This window comes from Magnetospirillum sp. WYHS-4, from assembly GCA_039908345.1.
Taxonomy (GTDB): Bacteria; Pseudomonadota; Alphaproteobacteria; order Rhodospirillales; family GLO-3; genus JAMOBD01.
On sequence record JAMOBD010000059.1, the window covers coordinates 1 to 19,329 of the forward strand.

Below are 19,329 nucleotides of genomic sequence, written 5' to 3' on the forward strand. Positions count from 1 at the left end.
GTTCGCCGCCGCCCTGGCCGGCGACCACGCGGCCCTGTTGCGCAAGGTCGAGGCCGACGGTCTGGCGGGCTATGGCGCCTGCGCCATCGGGCCGCTGCCCGATTTCGACCCGGGCGCGGCCTTGGCGGGCGACCGCGATCACCGCTTCGTGGCGGCGCCCGACTGGGGGGGGCAGGTTTTCCAGACCGGCCCCTTGGCCCGGCGCTGGACGGAAACGGCGGCCTTGCGCGAACGCTTCGGGTCGGGACTGCTGGCCCACCTGCAGGCCCGCCTGGACGAACTGGAGACCCTGGTCCCCGCGATGCGCCGCTTGGCGCAAGGACTTGAGCACGACGGCGGCGTCCTGGTTCCCGAGGGCGGCGGCACCGGCCTCGGCGTGGTGGAAGCGGCGCGCGGGCGGCTGTATCATCGCATCGAGATCGAGCGGGGCCGCATAGCCCGTTATCAGATCCTGGCGCCCACCGAATGGAACTTCCATCCGCGCGGGCCCTTGGCCGAAGGACTCAAGGGCGCCGACCCGGGTCCGGCGCGGCTGCTGGTGGCGGCGCTCGATCCCTGCGTGGCCTGCGAGGTGGCGACCCATGCATGAGATGTCGCTCTGCGAAAGCGTGATCCGCATCCTGGAGGACGAGGCCAAGCGGCAGGGTTTTTCCAAGGTGCGGGTGGTGCGCCTGGAGATCGGCCGCCTGGGCCATGTGGAACCCGAGGCGATGAGCTTCTGCTTCGAGGCGGTCAAGCGGGACACCTTGGCCGCCGACGCCCGCCTTGAAATCCTGACGCCGCCGGGGCAGGCTTGGTGCATGGACTGCGGCAAGGCGGTGGAGATCGCGCAACGCTACGATCCCTGCCCCACCTGCGCCGGCCATCGCCTGCAAGTGACCGGCGGCGATGGTATGCGGATCAAGGAGCTGGAGGTCGATTGAGCCGACCTATTCCATGACCATACCGTTATAGATCCCTGCATCGCGTTCGATCTTCAGGGCGAAAAAGCGCACGGCCTTTTGAAACATATTCCGCAAATGGGGGGCAACGAGTTGGGCCAGCATCCCCAGAACCACCAGGAGCCAGAGCGACGGAGAACGCAGGAGAACCAGGAAAACTACGGTTTTTTCGGCTTTCCAGATCATCCGACGAACCTCGAGCCGCGTGTTGGGATTGGAACTCGTCGTGTTCAGATTGATCAGGGCCGGCTCGAACAGAACCGGGCTCTTGCGGGAAGACGGCAACAGGATCGAACACCAAGCGATTCTGGGCCAAGTGATATGATGCGCAAACCGGATCAGCACGTTTATACCTTCCCGAAGTTCGCGGTATGCCGGATCGTCGAACGAAAGCTGCCCGGTGGCCGCCATATCGAAAAGACGACCGCGAACCTCAAACAGCCTCTGCCGAGCCCAATAGTTGCAAAGCGGCTGCCACGCTTTGAGGTGCAGCAACAAAAGCAACAAGGCGGCCACAAGAACGACAATGAGGTTCACGTCTTTCTCCTAGCGATCATTGGGATGGGTCTCCCCGTCAGGCGCCAGCAAGCTCGAAGTCCGTCGGGGATCGATCATGCATTCCAGTTCCTGAATTCGGGCGCCGCTCTTTCGAACCAACCGCAACCGTTCCCGCCGCTCCAACATCCCCCATGCCGCCGCCACGCCGCCAAAGACGAAAGAAATCACGACGCTGCTTCCGCAGCCGTCGGAGACCCATTTGACTACCACATCCAGGGATGAATCTCCACCCGCTATCGCCGCGATAGCCTCCTTGGTCATATATCCCAATGAAACGATAACCGCGGCGATGATGGACAGCCGTAGCGTTCTGTATGTGAAATCGAGCCACAGCCGCAGCCGACGCGTTTTTTCGTCACGCTCGGAAACAACCGGGGACGGTGGAGGATCTTGCCCTCCATGGCCGCAGCAGACTTCGATTGGCGTCTTCATTGGATAACTTATTCATAATGACATACGTATAACACGCGTAAGGCGCGCGACGCGGACAGTCAAGGATTTGATATCCTTTGCGATGATTATTTCGGCTGTGTGAGCCGCCTATCCCGATCCGGGTCCTTCGGGTCAACAGCGATTTTGCGAACCGCTCCGCTTCGACTAGAATGGGGAAACAGGGATCGGAGGTTCAAGGCATGTGCACGGTCTGCGGCTGCGGACAAGGGACGACGGACAAGGGTGGCCATTCCCACGAGCATGACCATGGGCACCATCATCACCACTACGGCCACGGCATTGCCGGGGTGCACGTGCCGGGCCTGGAACAGGCGCGTATCGTCCAGGTCGAACAGGACATCCTGTCGGAAAACGACCGTCACGCGGCGGCCAACCGGGCGCGGCTCAAGGAAAAGGGCATCCTCGCGCTCAACCTGGTGTCCAGTCCCGGTTCCGGCAAGACCACGCTTCTGGTCCGCAGCATCGCCGACCTGAAGGCCCGCCACGCCATCGCGGTGATCGAAGGCGACCAGCAGACCGCCCACGATGCCGAACGCATCCGCGCCACCGGCGTGCCAGCTGTCCAGGTCAATACCGGCAAGGGCTGCCACCTGGACGCCCATATGGTCGGCCATGCCATGGACGACCTGGACCTGGCCGACGGCAGCCTGCTGTTCGTCGAGAACGTGGGCAACCTGGTCTGTCCGGCGGCCTTCGATCTGGGCGAGGCCCACAAGGTGGTGGTGCTTTCGGTCACCGAGGGCGAGGACAAGCCGCTCAAGTACCCCGACATGTTCCATGCCGCCCGTCTGATGATCCTCAACAAGATGGACCTGCTGCCCTACCTGTCCTTCGACGTCGACAAGTGCATCGACTTCGCCCGCCGGGTGCGGCCCGACATCGAGGTGCACAAGGTCTCCGCCACCTCGGGCGACGGGCTGGCGGACTGGTACGCCTGGATCGAGCGGGAAGCGGACAAGGCGCGCCGGAAGTGATCCTTCCCGTTCCCTACGACGGGCCGCCGATTCTGGGGGTCGGGGCCTTCCTCAAGAGCTCCGTCGCCCTGCTGAAGGCGGGGGAAGCTCACTTGGTGGAAGACATCGGCAACCTGGACAGCCGCCCCGCCCTGGAACGCTTCGAGGCGGCGGTGGCCGGGTTCCTGAAGGAACGCCCGGTGGCCGTGGCCCACGACCTGCACCCCGACTTTCCATCCACCCGCCATGCCCTGTCCCTGGGCCTGCCTGCGATTCCCGTCCAGCATCACCACGCCCACGTCGCCGCCGCGATGGCCGAACACGGCCTGAAGGAACCGGTGCTCGGCCTGGCCTTCGACGGCTACGGCATGGGCTGGGACGGCGGCTCCTGGGGCGGCGAACTGCTGAAGGTGGCGCCCGAAGGCTGCGTCCGTCTGGGCCATTTGCGCCCCCTCGCCCTGCCCGGCGGCGACCGCGCGGCACGCGAGCCCTGGCGCATGGCGGCCGCCGCCCTGCACGCCCTGGGGCGAGCGGACGAGGTTCCCGCAAGATTCCCCGACATTCCCGCCGCCCGTCTGATCGGCCAGGTCCTCGACCGGCCGGGGCGGACCACCACCTCGGGCGGGCGTCTGTTCGACGCCGCCTGTGGCCTATTAGGCATCAAGCCGGTGGCGGCCTTCGAAGGCGAGGCGCCCATGGCCCTGGAAGCCCTGGCCGCCGCACCCGCGGTTCTCGACGGCGGCTGGGCGGTAAGCGAAGACGGGCAATTAAATCTGTTGCCTCTGCTGGCGGCGCTGTCCGGCAGCGGGCCGCAGGCGGGGGCCGACCTGTTCCACGGCACCCTGGTAGCCGCCCTGGCCGATTGGACCGGGCGGGCGGCCGAGGCGACGGGACTGCGAACCATCCTCTTCAGCGGCGGCTGCTTTCTGAATAGACTGTTGCGCGACGGACTGCGGGCGGCCCTGGAGGCCCGGGGCCTGGCGGTCCGGGCGCCGAATCGCCTGAGCCCCGGCGACACCGCGGTCAGCCTGGGCCAGGCCTGGGTTGCCGCCATGAAAGGAGTCTGAGCCATGTGCCTGGCCATACCGGCGCAAATCGTCGCCCTGCTGCCCGACGCCATGGCGACGGTGGACCTGGGCGGCGTGCGCAAGGACATTTCCGTGGTCCTGGTGGACGGCCTCGCGGTGGGCGACTACGTGATCCTGCATACCGGCTTCGCGCTGTCGCGCCTGGACCCCGAGGAGGCGTTGCGCACCCTTGAACTCTTCGCCGAGATGGGAACCCTGGCGGAAGCGCAAAGGGAGCTGGCCGGGCCGTGAAGTTCGTCGACGAATTCCGCGACCACGCGTTGGCCAAGACCCTGGCGGCAAAGATCCGGGCCGAGGTGCGCCCCGAGACCCGCTACCACGTGATGGAATTCTGCGGCGGCCATACCCATGCCATCTTCCGCTACGGCATCCAGGACCTGCTGCCCGCCAACGTCCGCCTGATCCACGGGCCGGGCTGCCCGGTCTGCGTGCTGCCGGTGGGCCGGATCGACGATGCGGTGGCCTTGGCCCGCGACCATGGCGTGATCCTTTGCACCTACGGCGACATGCTGCGGGTGCCGGGCTCGAAGCGGGTCAGCCTGCTGAAGGCCAAGGCGGAAGGGGCCGACGTGCGCATGGTCTATTCCAGCCTGGATGCGCTGAAGATCGCCCGCGACAATCCGGATCGCCAAGTGGTCTTCTTCGCCATCGGCTTCGAGACCACCACCCCGCCGACGGCGGTCGCCCTGCAGCAGGCGCGGGCGGCGGACCTGAAGAATTTCACCGTGTTCTGCAACCACGTGCTCACCCCTTCGGCCATCGCGAACATCCTGGAAAGCCCCGAGGTGCGCCGGCTTGGCACCTTGCCTCTGGACGGCTTCGTCGGGCCGGCCCACGTCTCGGCGGTGATCGGCAGCCGACCCTACGAGTTCTTCGCCGAGGAATACGAACGCCCGGTGGTGATCGCCGGCTTCGAGCCCCTGGACGTCATGCAGGCGGTCCTGATGCTGGTACGCCAGCTCAACGAAGGGCGTGCCGAAGTCGAAAACGAGTACAGCCGCGTGGTCACCCGCGAGGGCAACATCAAGGCCCAGGCCCTGGTGGCCGAGGTCTTCGAGCTGCGCCGGACCTTCGAATGGCGGGGCTTGGGGCTGGTGCCCTACAGCGCGCTGGCGATCAAGGAGGCCTTCGCGGCCTGGGACGCGGAACGGCGCTTCGCCGTGCCGGCCCGTTCGGTGCCCGACAACAAGGCCTGCGAATGCGGCGCCATCCTGCGCGGCCTGAAGACGCCCAGGGACTGCAAGGTCTTCGGCACCGCCTGCACGCCGGAAAATCCGCTGGGGTCCTGCATGGTGTCTTCGGAAGGGGCCTGCGCCGCCTACTATACCTACGGGCGGTTCCGCGACGCCGGGTGATGGGGATCACAAGACCGCTTTTTCAGTAATCATCGGGGATCGACAGACGTCGGGCCGCTGCCTAATCTCCCGCCAACGGGGAGGAAACGCATGAGCGGCGTGGCGGTGGCGGTGATGGGGGTGGCGGGGCTGCTGGCGGCGGCCGTGGTGGCAGAGCCGCTCGCCCGCCGGGTACGCCTGCCCCTGTCCCTGGTCCTGACCCTGGCGGGGGCGGCCATCGGCCTGGCCTTGGAGGGGGAAAGCCACGGGTTGCGCGCCTCGTTGACCCTTTCCAGCGAAGCCTTCCTCTACCTGTTCCTGCCCATTCTGCTGTTCGAGACCGCCATCGAGATCGACGTCCGCCGGCTGCTGGACGACGTGGGCCCCATCCTGCTTCTGGCCGTGGTCGCCGTGCTGGCATCGACCCTGGTCGTCGGATTCTCCCTTGCGGCCATGTCGAGTTACGGCCTGGTGGCCTGCCTGCTGCTGGCGGCCATCGTGTCGACCACCGATCCGGTGGCGGTGGTGGCGCTGTTCAGGGATCTCAGCGTACCGCACCGCCTGACCCTGCTGGTGGAAGGCGAAAGCCTGTTCAACGACGCCGCCGCCATCGCGCTGTTCTCGGTCCTGCTGGCCATGCTGGCGGGCGGCGAGGGAGGATGGGACGCCGGACTCCGGTCGTTCCTGCGCGGCTTTTCCGGCGGGATCGTCGTCGGCTTCCTGCTGGCTCAGGCGGCCTCGCGCTTCCTGCCCTACCTGCCGGGCAAGCGCATGGCCGAAGTGACGGTCACCGTGGCCGTCGCCTACCTGGCTTTCGTGATCGGCGAATACGGACTCCACGTCTCGGGCGTGGTGGCGGTGGTGGTCGCCGCCCTGGTCTTCGCCTATGACGGCCGGACCCGGGTGTCGCCGGAAAGCTGGTCCTTCCTGGTCGGCACCTGGAAGCAACTGGGCTATTGGGCCAGTTCGCTGGTCTTCCTGCTGGCGGCCTTGCGCATTCCCGGCCTGCTGGCCGGTACCGGGCCGTCCGACGCCCTGATGCTGGCCGTGTTGACTCTGGGAGCCCTGGCGGCGCGCGGCTTGGTGCTGTTCGGGCTGATGCCAATCCTCAGCGGCCTGGGATTGGCCCAGCGGGTGGGGGGACGGCTGCGCCTGGTGATTTTGTGGGGCGGGCTGCGCGGGGCCATTTCTCTGGCCCTGGCTTTGGCGGTGGTCGAGCATCCGGCGGTGCCCCCCGAGGTGAAAAGGCTGGTGGCGACGCTGGCCACCGCCTTCGTGCTGGTCACCCTGTTCGTCAACGGCTTGACCCTGCGCCCGCTGATCCGCGCCCTGAAGCTGGATCGACTGGCGCCGGTGGACCGCTTTCTGCGCGGCCGGGCCATCGCCCACGGGCTGGGCACGGTCAACGACCGCATCGCCGAAGCCGCCACCGAGTATCGCATCGACGCCACGGCGCGCGACCGCCTGGCCGACGACTACACCCGCCGCCTGGAGGAAGCCGAACAGACCCTGGAGGCCCACGGCGCCCTATCCGAGGACGAACGCCTGCGAGCGGCCCTGGTGACCGCGGCCAGGCGCGAGCAGGTACTCTATTTCCGGCACTACCGCGAGCGCATCGTCTCGGGGCGGATCGTCCGTAACCTGGTGGCCGGCGCCTACCACCTGGAAGACCGCGCCAAGGCGGAAGGCCGCGCCGGCTACGAGGCGGCGGCGTGCCAGGGCCTGGCCTTCCCGCTTCCGTTCCGACTGGCGATGACGATGCACCGGCGCTTCGGCTGGGACGGCCTGCTGGCCAGCGGTCTGGCCGATCGGCTGGAAGCGCTGCTGGTGGCACGGGCGACGGCGAACGAATTGTTGCAGTTCGCCGACCGGCGCATTCCGGCCATGCTGGGAGCGCAGGCGGCCCTGGCCCTGGGCGAGGTCCTGACGGTGCGGCTGAACGCCATCGAGGGCGGTCTGTCGGCCTTGCGCCTGCAATACGGAGATTTCGTCGAGAAGATGCAGATCCGCTATCTGGAACGGGCGGCGCTGCGCATCGAGGACGCCGAGTACCAGCGCCTGTTCAACGAGGCGGTGATCGGCAAGGAGGTCTTCGACGACCTGCGCCGGGACTTGGCCGGCCGCTGGCGCAACGCCGAAGGGCGCCCGCCGCTGGACCTCAGCATGGAACCGAAGGCCCTGCTGGCCAGAGTGCCTTTGTTCAACGGGCTGGAGGCGGCGGCCCTCGAATCGATCGCCCGCCTGCTGAAGCCGCGCTTCGCGGTGCCGGGCGAGCCGATCATCCGCAAGGGAGAGAAGGGCCGCGAGATGTTCTTCCTGGTTTCCGGCGCGGTCGACGTGGCGGTTTCCGACCAGCCGGTGCGGCTGGGGTCCGGAGATTTCTTCGGCGAACTGGCCTTGCTGACCCAGGCGCCACGCACCGCCGACGTGACGGCGCTCGGCTATTGCGAACTGCTGGTGCTGACCGCCACCGACTTTTCCGACCTGCTGGGCCACCATCCCGACCTCAGCGACCATATCGCCGCGACGGCCAAGGTCCGCGCCGCCCGGCGGTGATGCCTCAGGCCAAACGTTCGACGACCTTGTCGTAGCCTTCCACCTTGCCGATAGGCCCGAGGGCGGCGAAGGTGGGCGGCGAGGCGAAGATGCGCCGGGCGGCCTGGCGGACGGCGGCGCCGTCCACCGCCTCGATGTTGGCGATCACCTCGGGCACCGGCAAGGGGCGGCCGAAGACGATCATCTGGCGGGCCAGTTGCTCGCAGCGGCTGGACGTGCTTTCGCGCCCCATCAGGATGCTCGCCTTGAGCTGGGCGCGGGCGCGCACGACTTCCTCTTCCCGAAGCTCATCCGCGACTTTTTTGATCTCGTCGCAGACGATGGGGATCAGTTCCTCGACCTCGCCTTCCCCGGTACCGGCATAGATGCCGAACAGCCCGCCGTCCACGTAGCTGGAAAGGAAGGAGTAGATGCTGTAGACGAGCCCCCTCTTCTCCCGCACTTCCTGGAACAGGCGCGACGACATGCCGCCGCCCAGGAGGGTCGACAGGATGGAGACCTTGTAGAAGTCCGGGTCCTGGTAGGACACTCCTTCCATGCCGAGCAACAGGTGGACCTGCTCGAGGTCCCTGTCCTGGCGGAAGTCGCCGCCCACGTAGCGGGCCGCGTCTCCTTCCGCCGCGCGGGGCGGCGGCAGGGAACGGAAGGCCCGTTCGGCCAGATCGACCAGGCGGTCGTGTTCGATGCGTCCGGCGGCGGCCAGCACCATGCGGGGCGCGCTGTAGTGGCCCTGCATGTAGTCCAGGATGTCGGGCCTGGGCATGTCGCGGATCAGGTCGGCCAGGCCCAGCACCGGAAGCCCCAGGCCCTGGCCGGGGAAGGCGGTTTCCTGGAAATAGTCGAAGATGATATCGTCGGGAGTATCGTGGGCCTGGTGGATTTCCTGGATGATGACCGCGCGCTCGCGCGCCAGCTCCTCCGGGTCCATCGCCGAATGCTGCAGGATGTCGGCGATGATATCCACCGCCAGGCCCAGGTCCTCCTTCAGGATCTTGGCGTAGTAGGCGGTGTTCTCGCGGCTGGTGTAGGCGTTCAGATGGCCCCCGACCGCCTCGATTTCTTCCGCGATGGCGCGGGCGTCGCGCTTGCGCGTGCCCTTGAAGGCCATGTGTTCCAGCAGATGGGAGACGCCATTCAATTCGGGCTGTTCGTGGCGGGTGCCCACCTCCACCCAGACGCCGACCGAGGCGGTCTCGACGGTCTCCATCGGATCGGTGACGACCCGAAGGCCGTTGGGCAGGGTGGTGACCCGGACCTCGTTCACGCCGATCCCTTTCCGGCCACGCGCCCGGCGATGAAATCGCGCACCGCGCCCAGGTCGTTGGGCAGCACGTCCAGGCGTTCCGGACGGTCGAACAGGTCCGCCATGCGGGCCGGCAGGGCCGGATGGATGCCGGTGGCCCGCTTGACCGCGTCGGGGAACTTGGCCGGATGGGCGGTGGCCACCGAGACCGTCACCGAGGCCGGCGGACGCTTGGCCTTCCGGCCCGCCACGGCACCGATCACGCTGTGGGGATCGAGAATCTCGCCGGTGGCGGCGTGGAAGCGGCGGATGGCTTCCGTGACGCCGTCGTCGTCCAGGCGATGGCCTTCGAACAGGCTGCACGTCCATTTCCAGCGCGCCTCGCCGAACGAGACGGCGCCGGTCTTGCGGAATTCCTCCAGGACGGCCGCCAGGGCTTGGCCGTCGCGGCCGAAGCTGTCGAACAACAGGCGCTCGAAGTTGCTGGATATCTGGATGTCCATGCTGGGAGAGGATGTGGGGACGACGGTCCGCGTTTCCATGGTTCCGGTCTCGAAGAAGCGGGTCAGGATGTCGTTGCTGTTGGACCCCACAGCCAGATGTTCCACCGGCAGGCCCATCTGGCGCGCCCCGTAGGCGGCGTAGACGTTGCCGAAGTTGCCGGTGGGCACGGCGAAGGTGAAGTGGCGTTCGGGCGCGCCCAGGGCCACGGCGGCGGCGAAATAGTAGGCGATCTGGGCCATGATGCGGGCCCAGTTGATGGAATTGACGGCGCCCAGGGAATAGCGGTCGCGGAAGGCCGTATCGTTGAACAGGGCCTTCACCATGTCCTGGCAGTCGTCGAAGGTGCCCTGGACGGCGATGTTGTGCACGTTGGCCGAAGGGACCGTGGTCATCTGGCGGCGCTGCACGTCGGACACGCGGCCGTGGGGATGCAGGATGAAGACTTCGATGGCTTCGCGGTCGCGGCAGGCCTCGATGGCCGCCGAACCGGTGTCGCCCGAGGTGGCGCCGACCACGGTCATGCGCTGGCCCTTGACCTTCAGCACATGGTCGAACAGCCGTCCGACCAACTGCAGGGCGTAGTCCTTGAACGAGATGGTGGGGCCGTGGAACAGTTCCAGCAGCCAGAAGTCGGGGCCCAGTTGCTTCAGGGGCGCCACCGCCGGATGGCCGAAGTCCTTGTAGGCGTCGGCGACCATGGCGGCGAAATCGGGGGTAGGGATGGTACCGCCCAGGAAGGGCAGCATGACCCGTTCGGCGATTTCGGCGTAACCGAGGCCGCGAAGCGCGCGGATGTCGTCGGCCGAGAAGCGGGGCCAGCTTTCGGGAACGTAAAGGCCGCCGTCGCGGGCCAGCCCGGTCAGCAGGACCTCGTCGAACGGCAGAACGGGCGCGGCGCCCCGGGTCGAGATGTATCGCACGGAATTTCCCTCGTCGTCATCGCGCCGTCACCCTAGCCGCAGGCCGCGCGAGGCGCAACCGTTCACGAGCCAATGAAAACGGGGGCCCCCAGGGCCCCCGTCGTCAGCCGGTCGCATGCGTGGCGATCGGATTACTTCTTCATCAGCACGGCAACGCCGGGTAGTTCCTTGCCTTCCATCCACTCCAGGAAAGCGCCGCCGGCCGTCGAGATGTAGGAGAAATCGGCCTCAACCCCGGCATTGGACAGGGCCGAGACGGTATCGCCGCCGCCGGCCACGCTGAGCAGCTTTCCCGCCTTGGTCAGCCTCGCCGCCGCCTGGGCCACCGCGTTGGTGCCGGCATCGAAGGGCTTGATCTCGAAGGCGCCGAAGGGGCCGTTCCACAGCAGCGTCTTGCACTTCTCCAGGCGCGCCACCACGTCGGCGACCGACTTCGGACCCACGTCCAGCATCATGGAATCGGCAGGAATGGCCTTGACGTCCACGGTCTCGCTCGCCGCACCTTCCTTGAACTCCTTGGCGACCACGCCGTCCACAGGCAGCACGATCTCGCAGCCGTTCTTCTTGGCCTCGGCCACGATGGCGCGGGCCTGGTCGGCCATGTCGGCCTCGCAAAGCGACTTGCCGACCGAGAGGCCCTGGGCGAACAGGAAGGTATTGGCCATGCCACCCCCGATCAGCACCATGTCGACCTTCTTGGTCAGGTTGCCCAGCACCTCCATCTTGGTGGAGACCTTGGCGCCGCCGACCACCGCCGCCACTGGGCGGGTCGGGCTTTCGAGGGCCTTGGTGAGGGCCTCCAGTTCCTCCTGCATCAAGAGGCCGGCCGCCGCCGGCAGCAGGCGGGCGATGGCTTCGGTGGAGGCATGGGCCCGATGGGCGCAGGAAAAGGCGTCCGAGATGTAGACGTCGCCCAGGGCCGCCAGCTTCTTGGCGAAGTCGAGGTCGTTCTTTTCCTCGGCGGCATGGAAGCGCAGGTTCTCCAGCATGGCGATGTCGCCGTTCTTCAGGCCGGCCACCACCTTCTCGGCCTCGGGGCCGATGCAGTCGGTGGCGAAAGGCACGGCCACGCCGCCCAGGCATTTGCCCAGGGCGTCGGCCACCGGCTTCAGCGAGTATTCGGGCGCCACCTTCCCCTTCGGTCGGCCGAAGTGGCACATGACGATCACCTTGGCACCCTTGCCGGCCAGCTTCTTCAGGGTCGGCACGGTGCGGTCGATACGGGTGGTATCGGTGACCCTGCCGTCCTTCATCGGTACGTTGAGGTCGGCGCGGACCAGGACGCGCTTGCCCGCCACATCCATATCGTCGATGGTCTTGAACTTGCTGCTCATGGCGTCGTCTCTCACTGGTTGTTGTCGTGAACGGTCCCTTGCTTGCCCCGGATCGCCCGGCGGCCCGCCGCGTTTTTTCAAGTTATGCTAATATAATGACGAAAAGGCAAGCCTTGGGAGATATACCGGCTCCGGCGGCCTGTTGGCGCCTTGACGGCCTGGGGGCGCCTGCCTAGAGTGGTGTCCCCAAGGGGGAAGCCGCCCACCTTCCGCAACGCTTTCACAGGGTTTGAGTCTCATGGCCAAGAACGTGACCGACGATTCCTTTGACGCCGACGTATTGAAGTCCGCCACCCCCGTACTGGTCGATTTTTGGGCCGAATGGTGTGGCCCGTGCAAACAAATCGCGCCGGCGTTGGATGAGCTGTCCAAGGATCTGGGCGCCAGGATCGTGGTCGCCAAGGTCAATATCGACGAAAACCCGATGACTCCGTCCAAGTACGGCGTGCGCGGCATCCCGACCCTCATGGTCTTCAAGGGCGGCCAGGTGGTCGCCACCAAGATCGGCGCCTTGCCGAAGACCAAGCTCTACGAATGGGTTCAGTCCGTCGTCTGAGACGGGCCGTCGTGACGATAATGCGTGAAACCCCGCCCTTTCCGGCGGGGTTTTTTGCTAGGGTGATCCCATGAGCGAATTCTTCGATCCTCCGTACCGCATCTTGATGGGGCCCGGTCCTTCCGAGGTCCATCCCAGGGTACTCTATGCCCAGGCACGGCCGACGGTGGGCCACCTGGACCCGGTCTTCGTCGCCTTCATGGAAGGCCTGAAGGCCATGCTGCGGCGAGCCTTCCTTACCGAGAACCGCCTGACCTTCCCGGTTTCCGGTCCCGGCTCGGCGGGCATGGAACTCTGCATCGCCAACCTGGTGGAGCCTGGCGACCGGGTCGTGGTCGCGATCAACGGCCTGTTCGGCCAGCGCATGAAGGAGAACGTGGAACGCCACGGCGGCGATGCGGTGGCCATCGAGTTTCCCTGGGGAACTCCCATCGATCCGGACAGGGTGGAAGCGGTCCTGCCGGGGGCGAGGGCCCTGGCCTTCGTCCATGCCGAGACATCGACCGGCGTGCGGTCCGACGCCGCCGCACTCTGCGCGCTGGCGGCCCGCCATGGCGTCTTGTCCATCGTCGATGCGGTGACCTCGCTGGGCGGTATTCCGGTCGAGGTGGACGCCTGGGGCGCCGATGCCGTCTACTCGGGTAGCCAGAAATGCCTGTCCTGTCCCCCCGGCCTGGCCCCGGTGACGTTCTCGGAGCGGGCGGCGGAAGCCGTGCGCCGACGCCGGACCAAGGTGCGGAGCTGGTTCTTCGACCTGTCGCTGCTGCAAGGCTACTGGGAGGGCGAGGGCGGGCGGACCTACCACCACACGGCGCCGGTAAACGCCCTGTATGGCCTGCACGAGGCCCTGCTGATGCAGGAGGACGAGGGGCTGAAGGCCGCCTGGGACCGCCACGCCGCCCACCACACCGCCTTCGCGGCCGGCATCGAAGCCATGGGCCTGTCTTTCCTTGTGGAGGAACCCTGGCGCCTCCCTCAGCTCAATACGGTGCGCATCCCGGAGGGCATCGACGAGGAGGCGGTGCGTCGTCACCTGCTGGACGACTGGAGCCTGGAAATCGGCGCCGGATTGGGGCCCCTGAAGGGCCAAGTCTGGCGCATCGGCCTGATGGGCCAGAGTTGTACGGCCGCCAACGTGATTCTCTGCCTCGTCGCCCTGGAGGACGCCTTGTCGGCCCAGGGAGGTTCCGTCCGGCCTGGAGGTGCCTCGGCCGCCCAAGCCATCCTGTTCGATCGCCCCTGACCGCCCCTTCGGGCGGGATGTTCCCTGCCCGTTGTTGCGGGGGGGCCTTGGCCGCGCTAGCATGGCGGCCGCAACGAGAAGGAGACGCCACAATGAAGGTCAAGGTTCTCATCAAGCCGGATGCCAAGCTGGTCGCGGTCCGGCCGGAAGACACCGTTGAAACAACCGCCAGCTTGTTGTCTTCCAACAACATCGGCGCGGTGCCGGTGCGCGATGGCGACGGCAACCTGGTCGGGCTGATTTCGGAACGCGACATCGTGCGCGGCTTCGCCCGCAAGGGGGGCAAGGTCCTGAGCCTCAAGGTCCGCGACCTGATGACCGCCAGCGTCATCACCTGCACTTCGTCGGATTCGGTGAAGGACGTGGCCAACGTGATGATTCAACGCAGCATCCGGCACCTGCCGGTGGTCGACGAGGGCGAACTGGTGGCGATGATCAGCCTGCGCGACGTGGTCAAGAACCGTCTCGCCCAGACCGAGTTGGAAGCCAACGTGCTCCGCGAGGCCGTGATCGTCACGGGAGGGATTGGAAAGATTTAGAGCATCAAGCGCGCCAACGGGATGCCGTCAACATCGGGTGGCGAAGGGGCTCTCCCGGCATCCTGTCCCGGTCGATCCCTTGTTGATGAAGGATCTGCGCCGCGTCCTCGACATCGATTGACATGTGCGGCGAAACAAATCCGTTGAAACAAAATCTCGGGCCGGAAGACCCTGGCGTTCCCCGAAACCTTGAGGCACAATCGCCGCCATGAAGGTATCCAACGTCGGCTCTTCGGGATCCGTTTCGGGCACGCGGCGCACCGGCAAGGCGTCGGCGGGAAGGGGAAGCGAATTCGCCGAACAACTCCGCGAGGCGGCCGGGATCGCCGAAGCGGGCGGCGTCGTGGAAGGCCAGGCCATGGTGGGGGTCGATTCGATCCTGCTGGCCCAGGGCATGGGCGACGCCACCGAGGAACGTCAGCGCCGCTTGGCCCGCCATTACGGCGAGGACCTCCTGGAACGGCTTGAACAGATTCGTTCCGACTTGCTGGCCGGGGCGATTCCCAAGGAGCGCCTGATGAACCTGGCCCAGATGATGCGGTCCCACAAGAAGCGCTGCAACGATCCCCACCTCAACGCGGTCATCGAGGAGATCGAACTGCGGGTGGAAGTCGAGATCGCCAAGCTCACCCGCCACGGGTAGGCCCCCATTCCGCTTTCCCGAACAGCAAGCTTGCGGTCCGTCGGCGCCGCACCTATATTCCGGCCGCCGCTGTTTCAGTTAGGGAGGCTGGAAAGCATGACCGTCACGGTTCCCCCGGACTATCGCCCCTCTGAGGACGAGGCGTTCATGAACCCTGTCATGCGGGAGTATTTCCGGCAGAAGCTTCTGCGCTGGCGCGGCGAGCTGCTGGCCGAATCCACCGAAACCCTGCAGCACCTTCAGGAAAACAACACCCTGGAACCCGACTTGGCCGACCGCGCCTCGCAAGAGACCGACCGGGCCCTGGAACTGCGCACCCGCGACCGGGCGCGCAAGCTGGTGCTCAAGATCGACGAGGCTCTGCAGCGCGTCGAGCGCAACAACTACGGCTACTGCGAGGAAACCGGCGATCCGATTTCCATCTCGCGCCTGGAGGCCCGGCCCATCGCGACCCTGAGCATCGAGGCCCAGGAACGTCACGAGCGCATGGAACGCACTCACCGCGACGAGTGGGAATAAGGCCCGGCCCTCCTTCGGAATTTTCGGATGAACCAGAAAAAAGGCCGGGGCTTGGCCCCGGCCTTGAGTGTGTCCAGGTTCGGGACGGAACCTAGAACGGGAAGATGACGTCCCAGACCTGAGTGCCCCAGCGCGGAGCCTGCAGGTCGGACAGAGTGCCGCGGCCGCCGTAGGCGACGCGCATCTCGGCGATCTTGTCGTGGGAAACGGTATTGTCGGATTCGATGTCCTCGGGGCGCACCACGCCGGCCACCGCCAGTTCGCGCATCTCGGCGTTCACCAGGATCTCCTGGCGGCCCATGATGGCGAAGTAGCCGTTGGGCAGGACCTGGGTGACCACGGCGGCGAAGACCAAACTCAAGGACTCGCTGCGGTCGATCGAGCCGTCGCCCTTCGTCTTGTGCGCATTGCCGAAGTTGAAGAGCTGGCCGCCCGCCGCCACGCCCTGGGGCAGGACCTTGCGCCATTCGGCTTCCAGGCCCAGCAGGGTGTTGACGTCGGTGTCCTCGGAGTCGGCACGTTCGCGTTCGGTCGTGTTGTTGAACTTCGCGCTGTCGGACAGCGCCAGCTTGACCGTGACGATGTCGCCGATCTCCTTGGCGCGATGGTCCTTGAAGAAGGCCCGTGCACCCGACCGCCAGAGCGAATTGGGATTGCTTTCCGGTTGTTTGGGCGCCGGCATCGGCATGCTGACCGGCTTGTAGTCGGCGCGCGCCGTCGGATTGACGATCTTCGTGTTGCTGGGACCGTCGCCGACCTCGGCCAGGCGGGTCATGGTCTTGCAGCCGCTCGCCAAGCCGACGGTCAACAGAAGCGCCGCCGTGGTGCCGAGAATGCGGTGGGAAGAGGATGTCATGATGGCCTCCTAGTTGCTCAGCACGTGGGTGGTGGTGCGCACGGCGGCCTTGCTGGCCCCCGTCACCACCGCCTCGACCAGGGTGCGGCTCTTGGTGTTCATGATGCGGATCGTGTCGCCTTCGCTGCCGTCTTCCTGGGCGATGCCCTGCGCGGTCAGCATCATCAAGGGGGTATGCAGGGTCATGGTGACCAGGCCGTTCTTGGGCACCAGAACCGGACGGCGCACTTCGGCCAGACGGACCGGGATGCCGGGGCGCAGGCCCTGTTTGGGCGTGCGGCCGATCAGGTCGCCGGCGTTGGCGATGGTGTCGTTCTGCATGCGGTCGGCCCGCAGCTTGATCCACTGGATGTCCTTCTCGGCGATCATCTCGCCGGCCAGGACCCGACGATTCAGGGTCGGCACCTCGGCGACCCGGTAGACGATTCCGGAGAAACGATGGCGCTTGGCCTTCGGATCGCCGGCCGGAGCCGCGACCAGAGCGGTGAACCGCTGGGTGCGGGCGTCGAAGACCACGTCCTCGACCGCAAGCGTGGGCTCGGCGTCGACCGGCAGGTTGATGCGTGTCGCGCGGTTGGACAATTCCGCCTCCATCCCCGAACCGACACCCTTGTCGGCCAGGGCGGCAAGGATGCGTTCCTCGATTTCCTCGCGGGCAATGGCAACGCTGTCGCGCTGCACCGTGATCTGGTCGAGCCGGCTGAGCGGCCGCCAATCTAGCTTGTGGGTCTGCGCCGTCTTGGCCAGCCAGCGATAGTCGAACGTCGCCTTCTCGCCCGGTTCGGGGGCATAGGCGACGTTGGTGTTGGCCTTGTCTCCCGCATTCGCGAAAAGGTCGCCCAGGCGGACGAAATTGCCGGTCACCACCGCGTAGTCGTGCAGCATGACCGGATTGGCCGACAGACCCTTGGCCGCGGCCTTCTCGGCGCCCACCGCCGGGGCGGCCGCAAGGGCCAGCCCCAGAAAGAGAGTGGAGAGGGAAAGGATGGATTTCATGGCCTACCTCGTCACGACTAGCGGAGCTGACCCGCGGTGCTCATCATTTCGTCGGAGGTCTTGATGACCTTCGAGTTCATTTCATAGGCACGCTGGGCGGAGATCAGATTGGAGATTTCCTCCACCGCATTGACGTTGGCGGTTTCCAGGAAGCCCTGGAGGATCGAGCCGAAACCGGTGGCCTGCGGGTTGCCCTGGGTGGCGGCGCCGGAAGCCGGGGTCTCGAGCAGGAGGTTGTCGCCGATGGCCTGCAAGCCGGCCTCGTTGGGGAAGGTGGCGATCTGGATCTGGCCGACGTTCTGCAGCGCGACTTGACCCTCGATCTTGGCCAGTACCTGACCCGAGGCGTTGATGGTCACGTCGATGGCGTTGTTGGGCAGGGTGATGCCGGGCAACACCGTGTAGCCGTCGTGGGTGACCACTTGTCCCTGGGCGTTGAGCTGGAACGTGCCGTCCCGCGTGTAGGCGGTCTCGCCGGAAGGCAGGCGGACCTGGAAGAAGCCCTTCCCTTGGATCGCCATGTCGAAGGTGTTGTCGGTGGCCGAAAGGTTGCCCTGCTCGTGGATGCGGTAGACCGCGGCCATCTTGACGCCCAGGCCGATCTGCACGCCGGCCGGCACGATGGTGCCGGCATCGGAGGAGGTCCCGCCGACACGTCGGTAATTCTGGTAGAGCAGGTCGTGGAATTCCGTCCGGCGCCGCATGAAGCCCGTGGTGTTCATGTTGGCCAGGTTGTTCGAAATGACTTCGACGTTCTTCTGCTGGGCCAACATCCCCGTAGCGGCGATACTGAGCGATCTCATGGTTCCCGTCCTTCTTATCCGTCTTGTCTTGCCGGCTTTGCCGGTCTCTTTTCCCGTTCTCGCGGTCGCTGGCGAAAGAGGCCCTACGCGGCCCGCGACAGTTCTTCCGCCATCTTCCGGATGCGCTCGTGCTCCTTGTCCATCAAGCTCTTGACGCTGGAATAGGAGCGGCTGACGTCGATCATGCGAGTGATCTCGAGGATAGGCTCGACGTTGGACCCCTCCAGCATGTATTGCGCGACGTCGCCGCGTTCGACACGCTGGGGTTCCTGGTCGGTGTCGTAAAGACCGCCCGCGACTTCGCGAAGCTTCTGCGGATTCTCGAAATTCACCAGGGAGAGGCGGCCCAGCGGACCGCTGTTGGTCGCCACCGTGCCGTCCCGCGAGATGGTGATCTCGGTATCCTGCGGCCCGAAGGTGAAGGGCTGTCCGGTCTGGGAAAGGACGGAATGGCCATCCAGGTTGACCAGCCGTCCGGCCGGGTCGAGGCTGAAGCGGCCGACTCGCGTGTAACGCGGCCCTTCGGGGGTGTCGACGGTGAAGAATCCTTCGCCGTTGATCGCCACGTCCAAAGGATTGTTGGTCTGTTCCATGTGGCCCGGGGAATAGTCGCGAACCGTCGAGATGTCGCGCACGAAGGCGACCTTGTGGCCCAGCAGCCCGTCGCCGCCGCGCGAGCGCACCAGATGCTCTATGAACATCATCTTCTCGCCCTTGAAACCCGAGGTCTTGATATTGGCGAGGTTGTTGGCGATGACGTCCATCTCGCGGCGCAGCGTCGCCTGGCGGGAGAGAGCGATGTAACCTGTGTTTTCCATGGCCGTCCGTTCCGAGGGTCCAGTTGTCCCGCCGCTTCTGTTGCAGGCCTTGTGCCAACACGGAAAAACACGTTCTTACAATTAGTTGGCCTGACGTCCCCCATGTCGGCGCCGGAAGAAATGGGCGCAATCCACCGCCCGTGCCCGGCAGTTATTGCCCCTGGCGGGGCCCTTTTTGGTAGGGTTCCGGCGGAAGGCCCCCCGAACCAAGCCCGCAGGGGACTCGGGTTAAGGCGGAAAGTCCTGGCAAGGCGGGTTTCCGCGCCTTTTGCGATGGCACGCCGCAAGGTTTCCGTCTATACTGCCGGGGCGTCCGTCCGTTGTCGCGGATGCGGACCGGCGGGGTGTGCAACCACCGCCGCCGGTCCTGACCATAACTGCCTTACAAGGAGGCTGTCGTGGCTATCCATGACTTTAGCCCATACCCTTCCTTTTCCCAAGCGCCGCCCTTTGGCGGCGCCGGATTTGGCAT

Annotated in this window: 21 protein-coding genes; 12 read left to right on the plus strand and 9 right to left on the minus strand. The window is 66.1% G+C overall.

Annotation, left to right across the window (positions count from 1 at the left end; genetic code table 11):
• The coding region (locus tag H7841_14475) for a nickel-dependent hydrogenase large subunit (protein MEO5338079.1) at positions 1 to 589 on the plus strand (589 nt) is incomplete at its 5' end.
• A complete protein-coding gene (gene hypA / locus H7841_14480) occupies positions 582 to 923 on the plus strand; it encodes a hydrogenase maturation nickel metallochaperone HypA (protein MEO5338080.1) in 342 nt (113 codons plus the stop codon). The genes H7841_14475 and hypA, both read left to right, overlap by 8 nt.
• A gap of 6 nt (positions 924 to 929) precedes the next feature.
• Here the strand turns inward: hypA and H7841_14485 are convergent, their stop codons facing one another.
• Positions 930 to 1,478 carry a hypothetical protein gene (locus H7841_14485; GenBank protein ID MEO5338081.1) on the minus strand — a complete coding sequence of 183 codons (549 nt, stop codon included), beginning with the start codon at positions 1,476 to 1,478 and terminating at the stop codon, positions 930 to 932.
• 9 nt (positions 1,479 to 1,487) lie between these two features.
• Positions 1,488 to 1,931, minus strand: a complete 444-nt coding sequence (locus H7841_14490; GenBank protein ID MEO5338082.1) for a hypothetical protein — start codon at positions 1,929 to 1,931, stop codon at positions 1,488 to 1,490.
• Positions 1,932 to 2,131: 200 nt separating this feature from the next.
• Here H7841_14490 and hypB point away from each other — a divergent pair, with 200 nt between their 5' ends.
• The 5 genes from hypB (at position 2,132) to H7841_14515 (ending at position 7,883) form a co-directional block, all read left to right on the plus strand.
• Positions 2,132 to 2,926 (plus strand): hydrogenase nickel incorporation protein HypB, encoded by a 795-nt coding sequence (hypB, locus tag H7841_14495; GenBank protein ID MEO5338083.1) that lies wholly within the window; start codon positions 2,132 to 2,134, stop codon positions 2,924 to 2,926.
• The gene (locus H7841_14500) at positions 2,923 to 3,972 is read left to right on the plus strand and encodes a hydrogenase maturation protein HypF (protein MEO5338084.1); all 1,050 of its coding nucleotides are present in this window, start codon (positions 2,923 to 2,925) and stop codon (positions 3,970 to 3,972) included. The genes hypB and H7841_14500 overlap by 4 nt, the downstream gene beginning before the upstream one ends.
• 3 nt (positions 3,973 to 3,975) lie before the next feature.
• Positions 3,976 to 4,224, plus strand: a complete 249-nt coding sequence (locus tag H7841_14505) for a HypC/HybG/HupF family hydrogenase formation chaperone (protein MEO5338085.1) — start codon at positions 3,976 to 3,978, stop codon at positions 4,222 to 4,224.
• Positions 4,221 to 5,348 (plus strand): hydrogenase formation protein HypD, encoded by a 1,128-nt coding sequence (gene hypD / locus H7841_14510; protein MEO5338086.1) that lies wholly within the window; start codon positions 4,221 to 4,223, stop codon positions 5,346 to 5,348. The genes H7841_14505 and hypD overlap by 4 nt, the downstream gene beginning before the upstream one ends.
• A gap of 90 nt (positions 5,349 to 5,438) precedes the next feature.
• Complete coding sequence (locus H7841_14515; GenBank protein MEO5338087.1) at positions 5,439 to 7,883, plus strand: cation:proton antiporter; 2,445 nt, start codon at positions 5,439 to 5,441, stop codon at positions 7,881 to 7,883.
• Positions 7,884 to 7,887: 4 nt separating this feature from the next.
• Here H7841_14515 and H7841_14520 read toward each other — a convergent pair whose 3' ends face one another.
• From H7841_14520 to H7841_14530, 3 genes are all read right to left on the minus strand, one after another.
• Positions 7,888 to 9,147: an insulinase family protein gene (locus H7841_14520; protein ID MEO5338088.1), complete on the minus strand. Its 1,260-nt coding sequence runs from the start codon at positions 9,145 to 9,147 to the stop codon at positions 7,888 to 7,890.
• The gene (gene thrC, locus H7841_14525) at positions 9,144 to 10,550 is read right to left on the minus strand and encodes a threonine synthase (GenBank protein ID MEO5338089.1); all 1,407 of its coding nucleotides are present in this window, start codon (positions 10,548 to 10,550) and stop codon (positions 9,144 to 9,146) included. Before thrC ends, H7841_14520 begins: the two co-directional genes overlap by 4 nt.
• Positions 10,551 to 10,681: 131 nt before the next feature.
• Entirely contained in the window at positions 10,682 to 11,884 is a 1,203-nt protein-coding gene (locus H7841_14530; GenBank protein ID MEO5338090.1) for a phosphoglycerate kinase, read from the minus strand.
• Between the two features lie 238 nt (positions 11,885 to 12,122).
• Between H7841_14530 and trxA the strand changes: the two genes are divergently transcribed.
• From trxA to dksA, 5 genes are all read left to right on the plus strand, one after another.
• Entirely contained in the window at positions 12,123 to 12,440 is a 318-nt protein-coding gene (gene trxA, locus H7841_14535; protein ID MEO5338091.1) for a thioredoxin TrxA, read from the plus strand.
• Positions 12,441 to 12,510: 70 nt separating this feature from the next.
• Positions 12,511 to 13,683, plus strand: a complete 1,173-nt coding sequence (locus H7841_14540) for an alanine--glyoxylate aminotransferase family protein (protein MEO5338092.1) — start codon at positions 12,511 to 12,513, stop codon at positions 13,681 to 13,683.
• Positions 13,684 to 13,775: 92 nt separating this feature from the next.
• The gene (locus H7841_14545; protein ID MEO5338093.1) at positions 13,776 to 14,222 is read left to right on the plus strand and encodes a CBS domain-containing protein; all 447 of its coding nucleotides are present in this window, start codon (positions 13,776 to 13,778) and stop codon (positions 14,220 to 14,222) included.
• 208 nt (positions 14,223 to 14,430) lie between these two features.
• Entirely contained in the window at positions 14,431 to 14,865 is a 435-nt protein-coding gene (locus tag H7841_14550; protein ID MEO5338094.1) for a flagellar assembly protein FliX, read from the plus strand.
• 96 nt (positions 14,866 to 14,961) lie between these two features.
• Complete coding sequence (dksA, locus tag H7841_14555; GenBank protein ID MEO5338095.1) at positions 14,962 to 15,384, plus strand: RNA polymerase-binding protein DksA; 423 nt, start codon at positions 14,962 to 14,964, stop codon at positions 15,382 to 15,384.
• A gap of 91 nt (positions 15,385 to 15,475) precedes the next feature.
• Here the strand turns inward: dksA and H7841_14560 are convergent, their stop codons facing one another.
• From H7841_14560 to flgF, 4 genes are all read right to left on the minus strand, one after another.
• Positions 15,476 to 16,240: a flagellar basal body L-ring protein FlgH gene (locus H7841_14560; protein MEO5338096.1), complete on the minus strand. Its 765-nt coding sequence runs from the start codon at positions 16,238 to 16,240 to the stop codon at positions 15,476 to 15,478.
• A 9-nt stretch (positions 16,241 to 16,249) separates the two neighbouring features.
• Positions 16,250 to 17,236, minus strand: coding sequence for a flagellar basal body P-ring formation chaperone FlgA (flgA, locus tag H7841_14565; GenBank protein ID MEO5338097.1), 987 nt, complete (start codon positions 17,234 to 17,236; stop codon positions 16,250 to 16,252).
• A 17-nt stretch (positions 17,237 to 17,253) separates the two neighbouring features.
• Positions 17,254 to 18,039, minus strand: a complete 786-nt coding sequence (gene flgG / locus H7841_14570) for a flagellar basal-body rod protein FlgG (GenBank protein ID MEO5338098.1) — start codon at positions 18,037 to 18,039, stop codon at positions 17,254 to 17,256.
• A gap of 83 nt (positions 18,040 to 18,122) precedes the next feature.
• The gene (gene flgF / locus H7841_14575) at positions 18,123 to 18,857 is read right to left on the minus strand and encodes a flagellar basal-body rod protein FlgF (GenBank protein ID MEO5338099.1); all 735 of its coding nucleotides are present in this window, start codon (positions 18,855 to 18,857) and stop codon (positions 18,123 to 18,125) included.
• Positions 18,858 to 19,329: the final 472 nt, after the last annotated feature.

What these genes read in the sequence shown, in the direction of transcription:
- hypA (MEO5338080.1), top strand. Translation starts at nt 582, where the DNA reads ATGCATGAGATGTCGCTCTGCGAAAGCGTGATCCGCATCCTGGAGGAC.
- H7841_14490 (MEO5338082.1), bottom strand. Translation starts at nt 1,931, where the DNA reads ATGAAGACGCCAATCGAAGTCTGCTGCGGCCATGGAGGGCAAGATCCT.
- hypB (MEO5338083.1), top strand. Translation starts at nt 2,132, where the DNA reads ATGTGCACGGTCTGCGGCTGCGGACAAGGGACGACGGACAAGGGTGGC.
- H7841_14505 (MEO5338085.1), top strand. Translation starts at nt 3,976, where the DNA reads ATGTGCCTGGCCATACCGGCGCAAATCGTCGCCCTGCTGCCCGACGCC.
- H7841_14515 (MEO5338087.1), top strand. Translation starts at nt 5,439, where the DNA reads ATGAGCGGCGTGGCGGTGGCGGTGATGGGGGTGGCGGGGCTGCTGGCG.
- H7841_14530 (MEO5338090.1), bottom strand. Translation starts at nt 11,884, where the DNA reads ATGAGCAGCAAGTTCAAGACCATCGACGATATGGATGTGGCGGGCAAG.
- trxA (MEO5338091.1), top strand. Translation starts at nt 12,123, where the DNA reads ATGGCCAAGAACGTGACCGACGATTCCTTTGACGCCGACGTATTGAAG.
- H7841_14540 (MEO5338092.1), top strand. Translation starts at nt 12,511, where the DNA reads ATGAGCGAATTCTTCGATCCTCCGTACCGCATCTTGATGGGGCCCGGT.
- H7841_14545 (MEO5338093.1), top strand. Translation starts at nt 13,776, where the DNA reads ATGAAGGTCAAGGTTCTCATCAAGCCGGATGCCAAGCTGGTCGCGGTC.
- H7841_14550 (MEO5338094.1), top strand. Translation starts at nt 14,431, where the DNA reads ATGAAGGTATCCAACGTCGGCTCTTCGGGATCCGTTTCGGGCACGCGG.
- dksA (MEO5338095.1), top strand. Translation starts at nt 14,962, where the DNA reads ATGACCGTCACGGTTCCCCCGGACTATCGCCCCTCTGAGGACGAGGCG.
- H7841_14560 (MEO5338096.1), bottom strand. Translation starts at nt 16,240, where the DNA reads ATGACATCCTCTTCCCACCGCATTCTCGGCACCACGGCGGCGCTTCTG.
- flgA (MEO5338097.1), bottom strand. Translation starts at nt 17,236, where the DNA reads ATGAAATCCATCCTTTCCCTCTCCACTCTCTTTCTGGGGCTGGCCCTT.
- flgG (MEO5338098.1), bottom strand. Translation starts at nt 18,039, where the DNA reads ATGAGATCGCTCAGTATCGCCGCTACGGGGATGTTGGCCCAGCAGAAG.
- flgF (MEO5338099.1), bottom strand. Translation starts at nt 18,857, where the DNA reads ATGGAAAACACAGGTTACATCGCTCTCTCCCGCCAGGCGACGCTGCGC.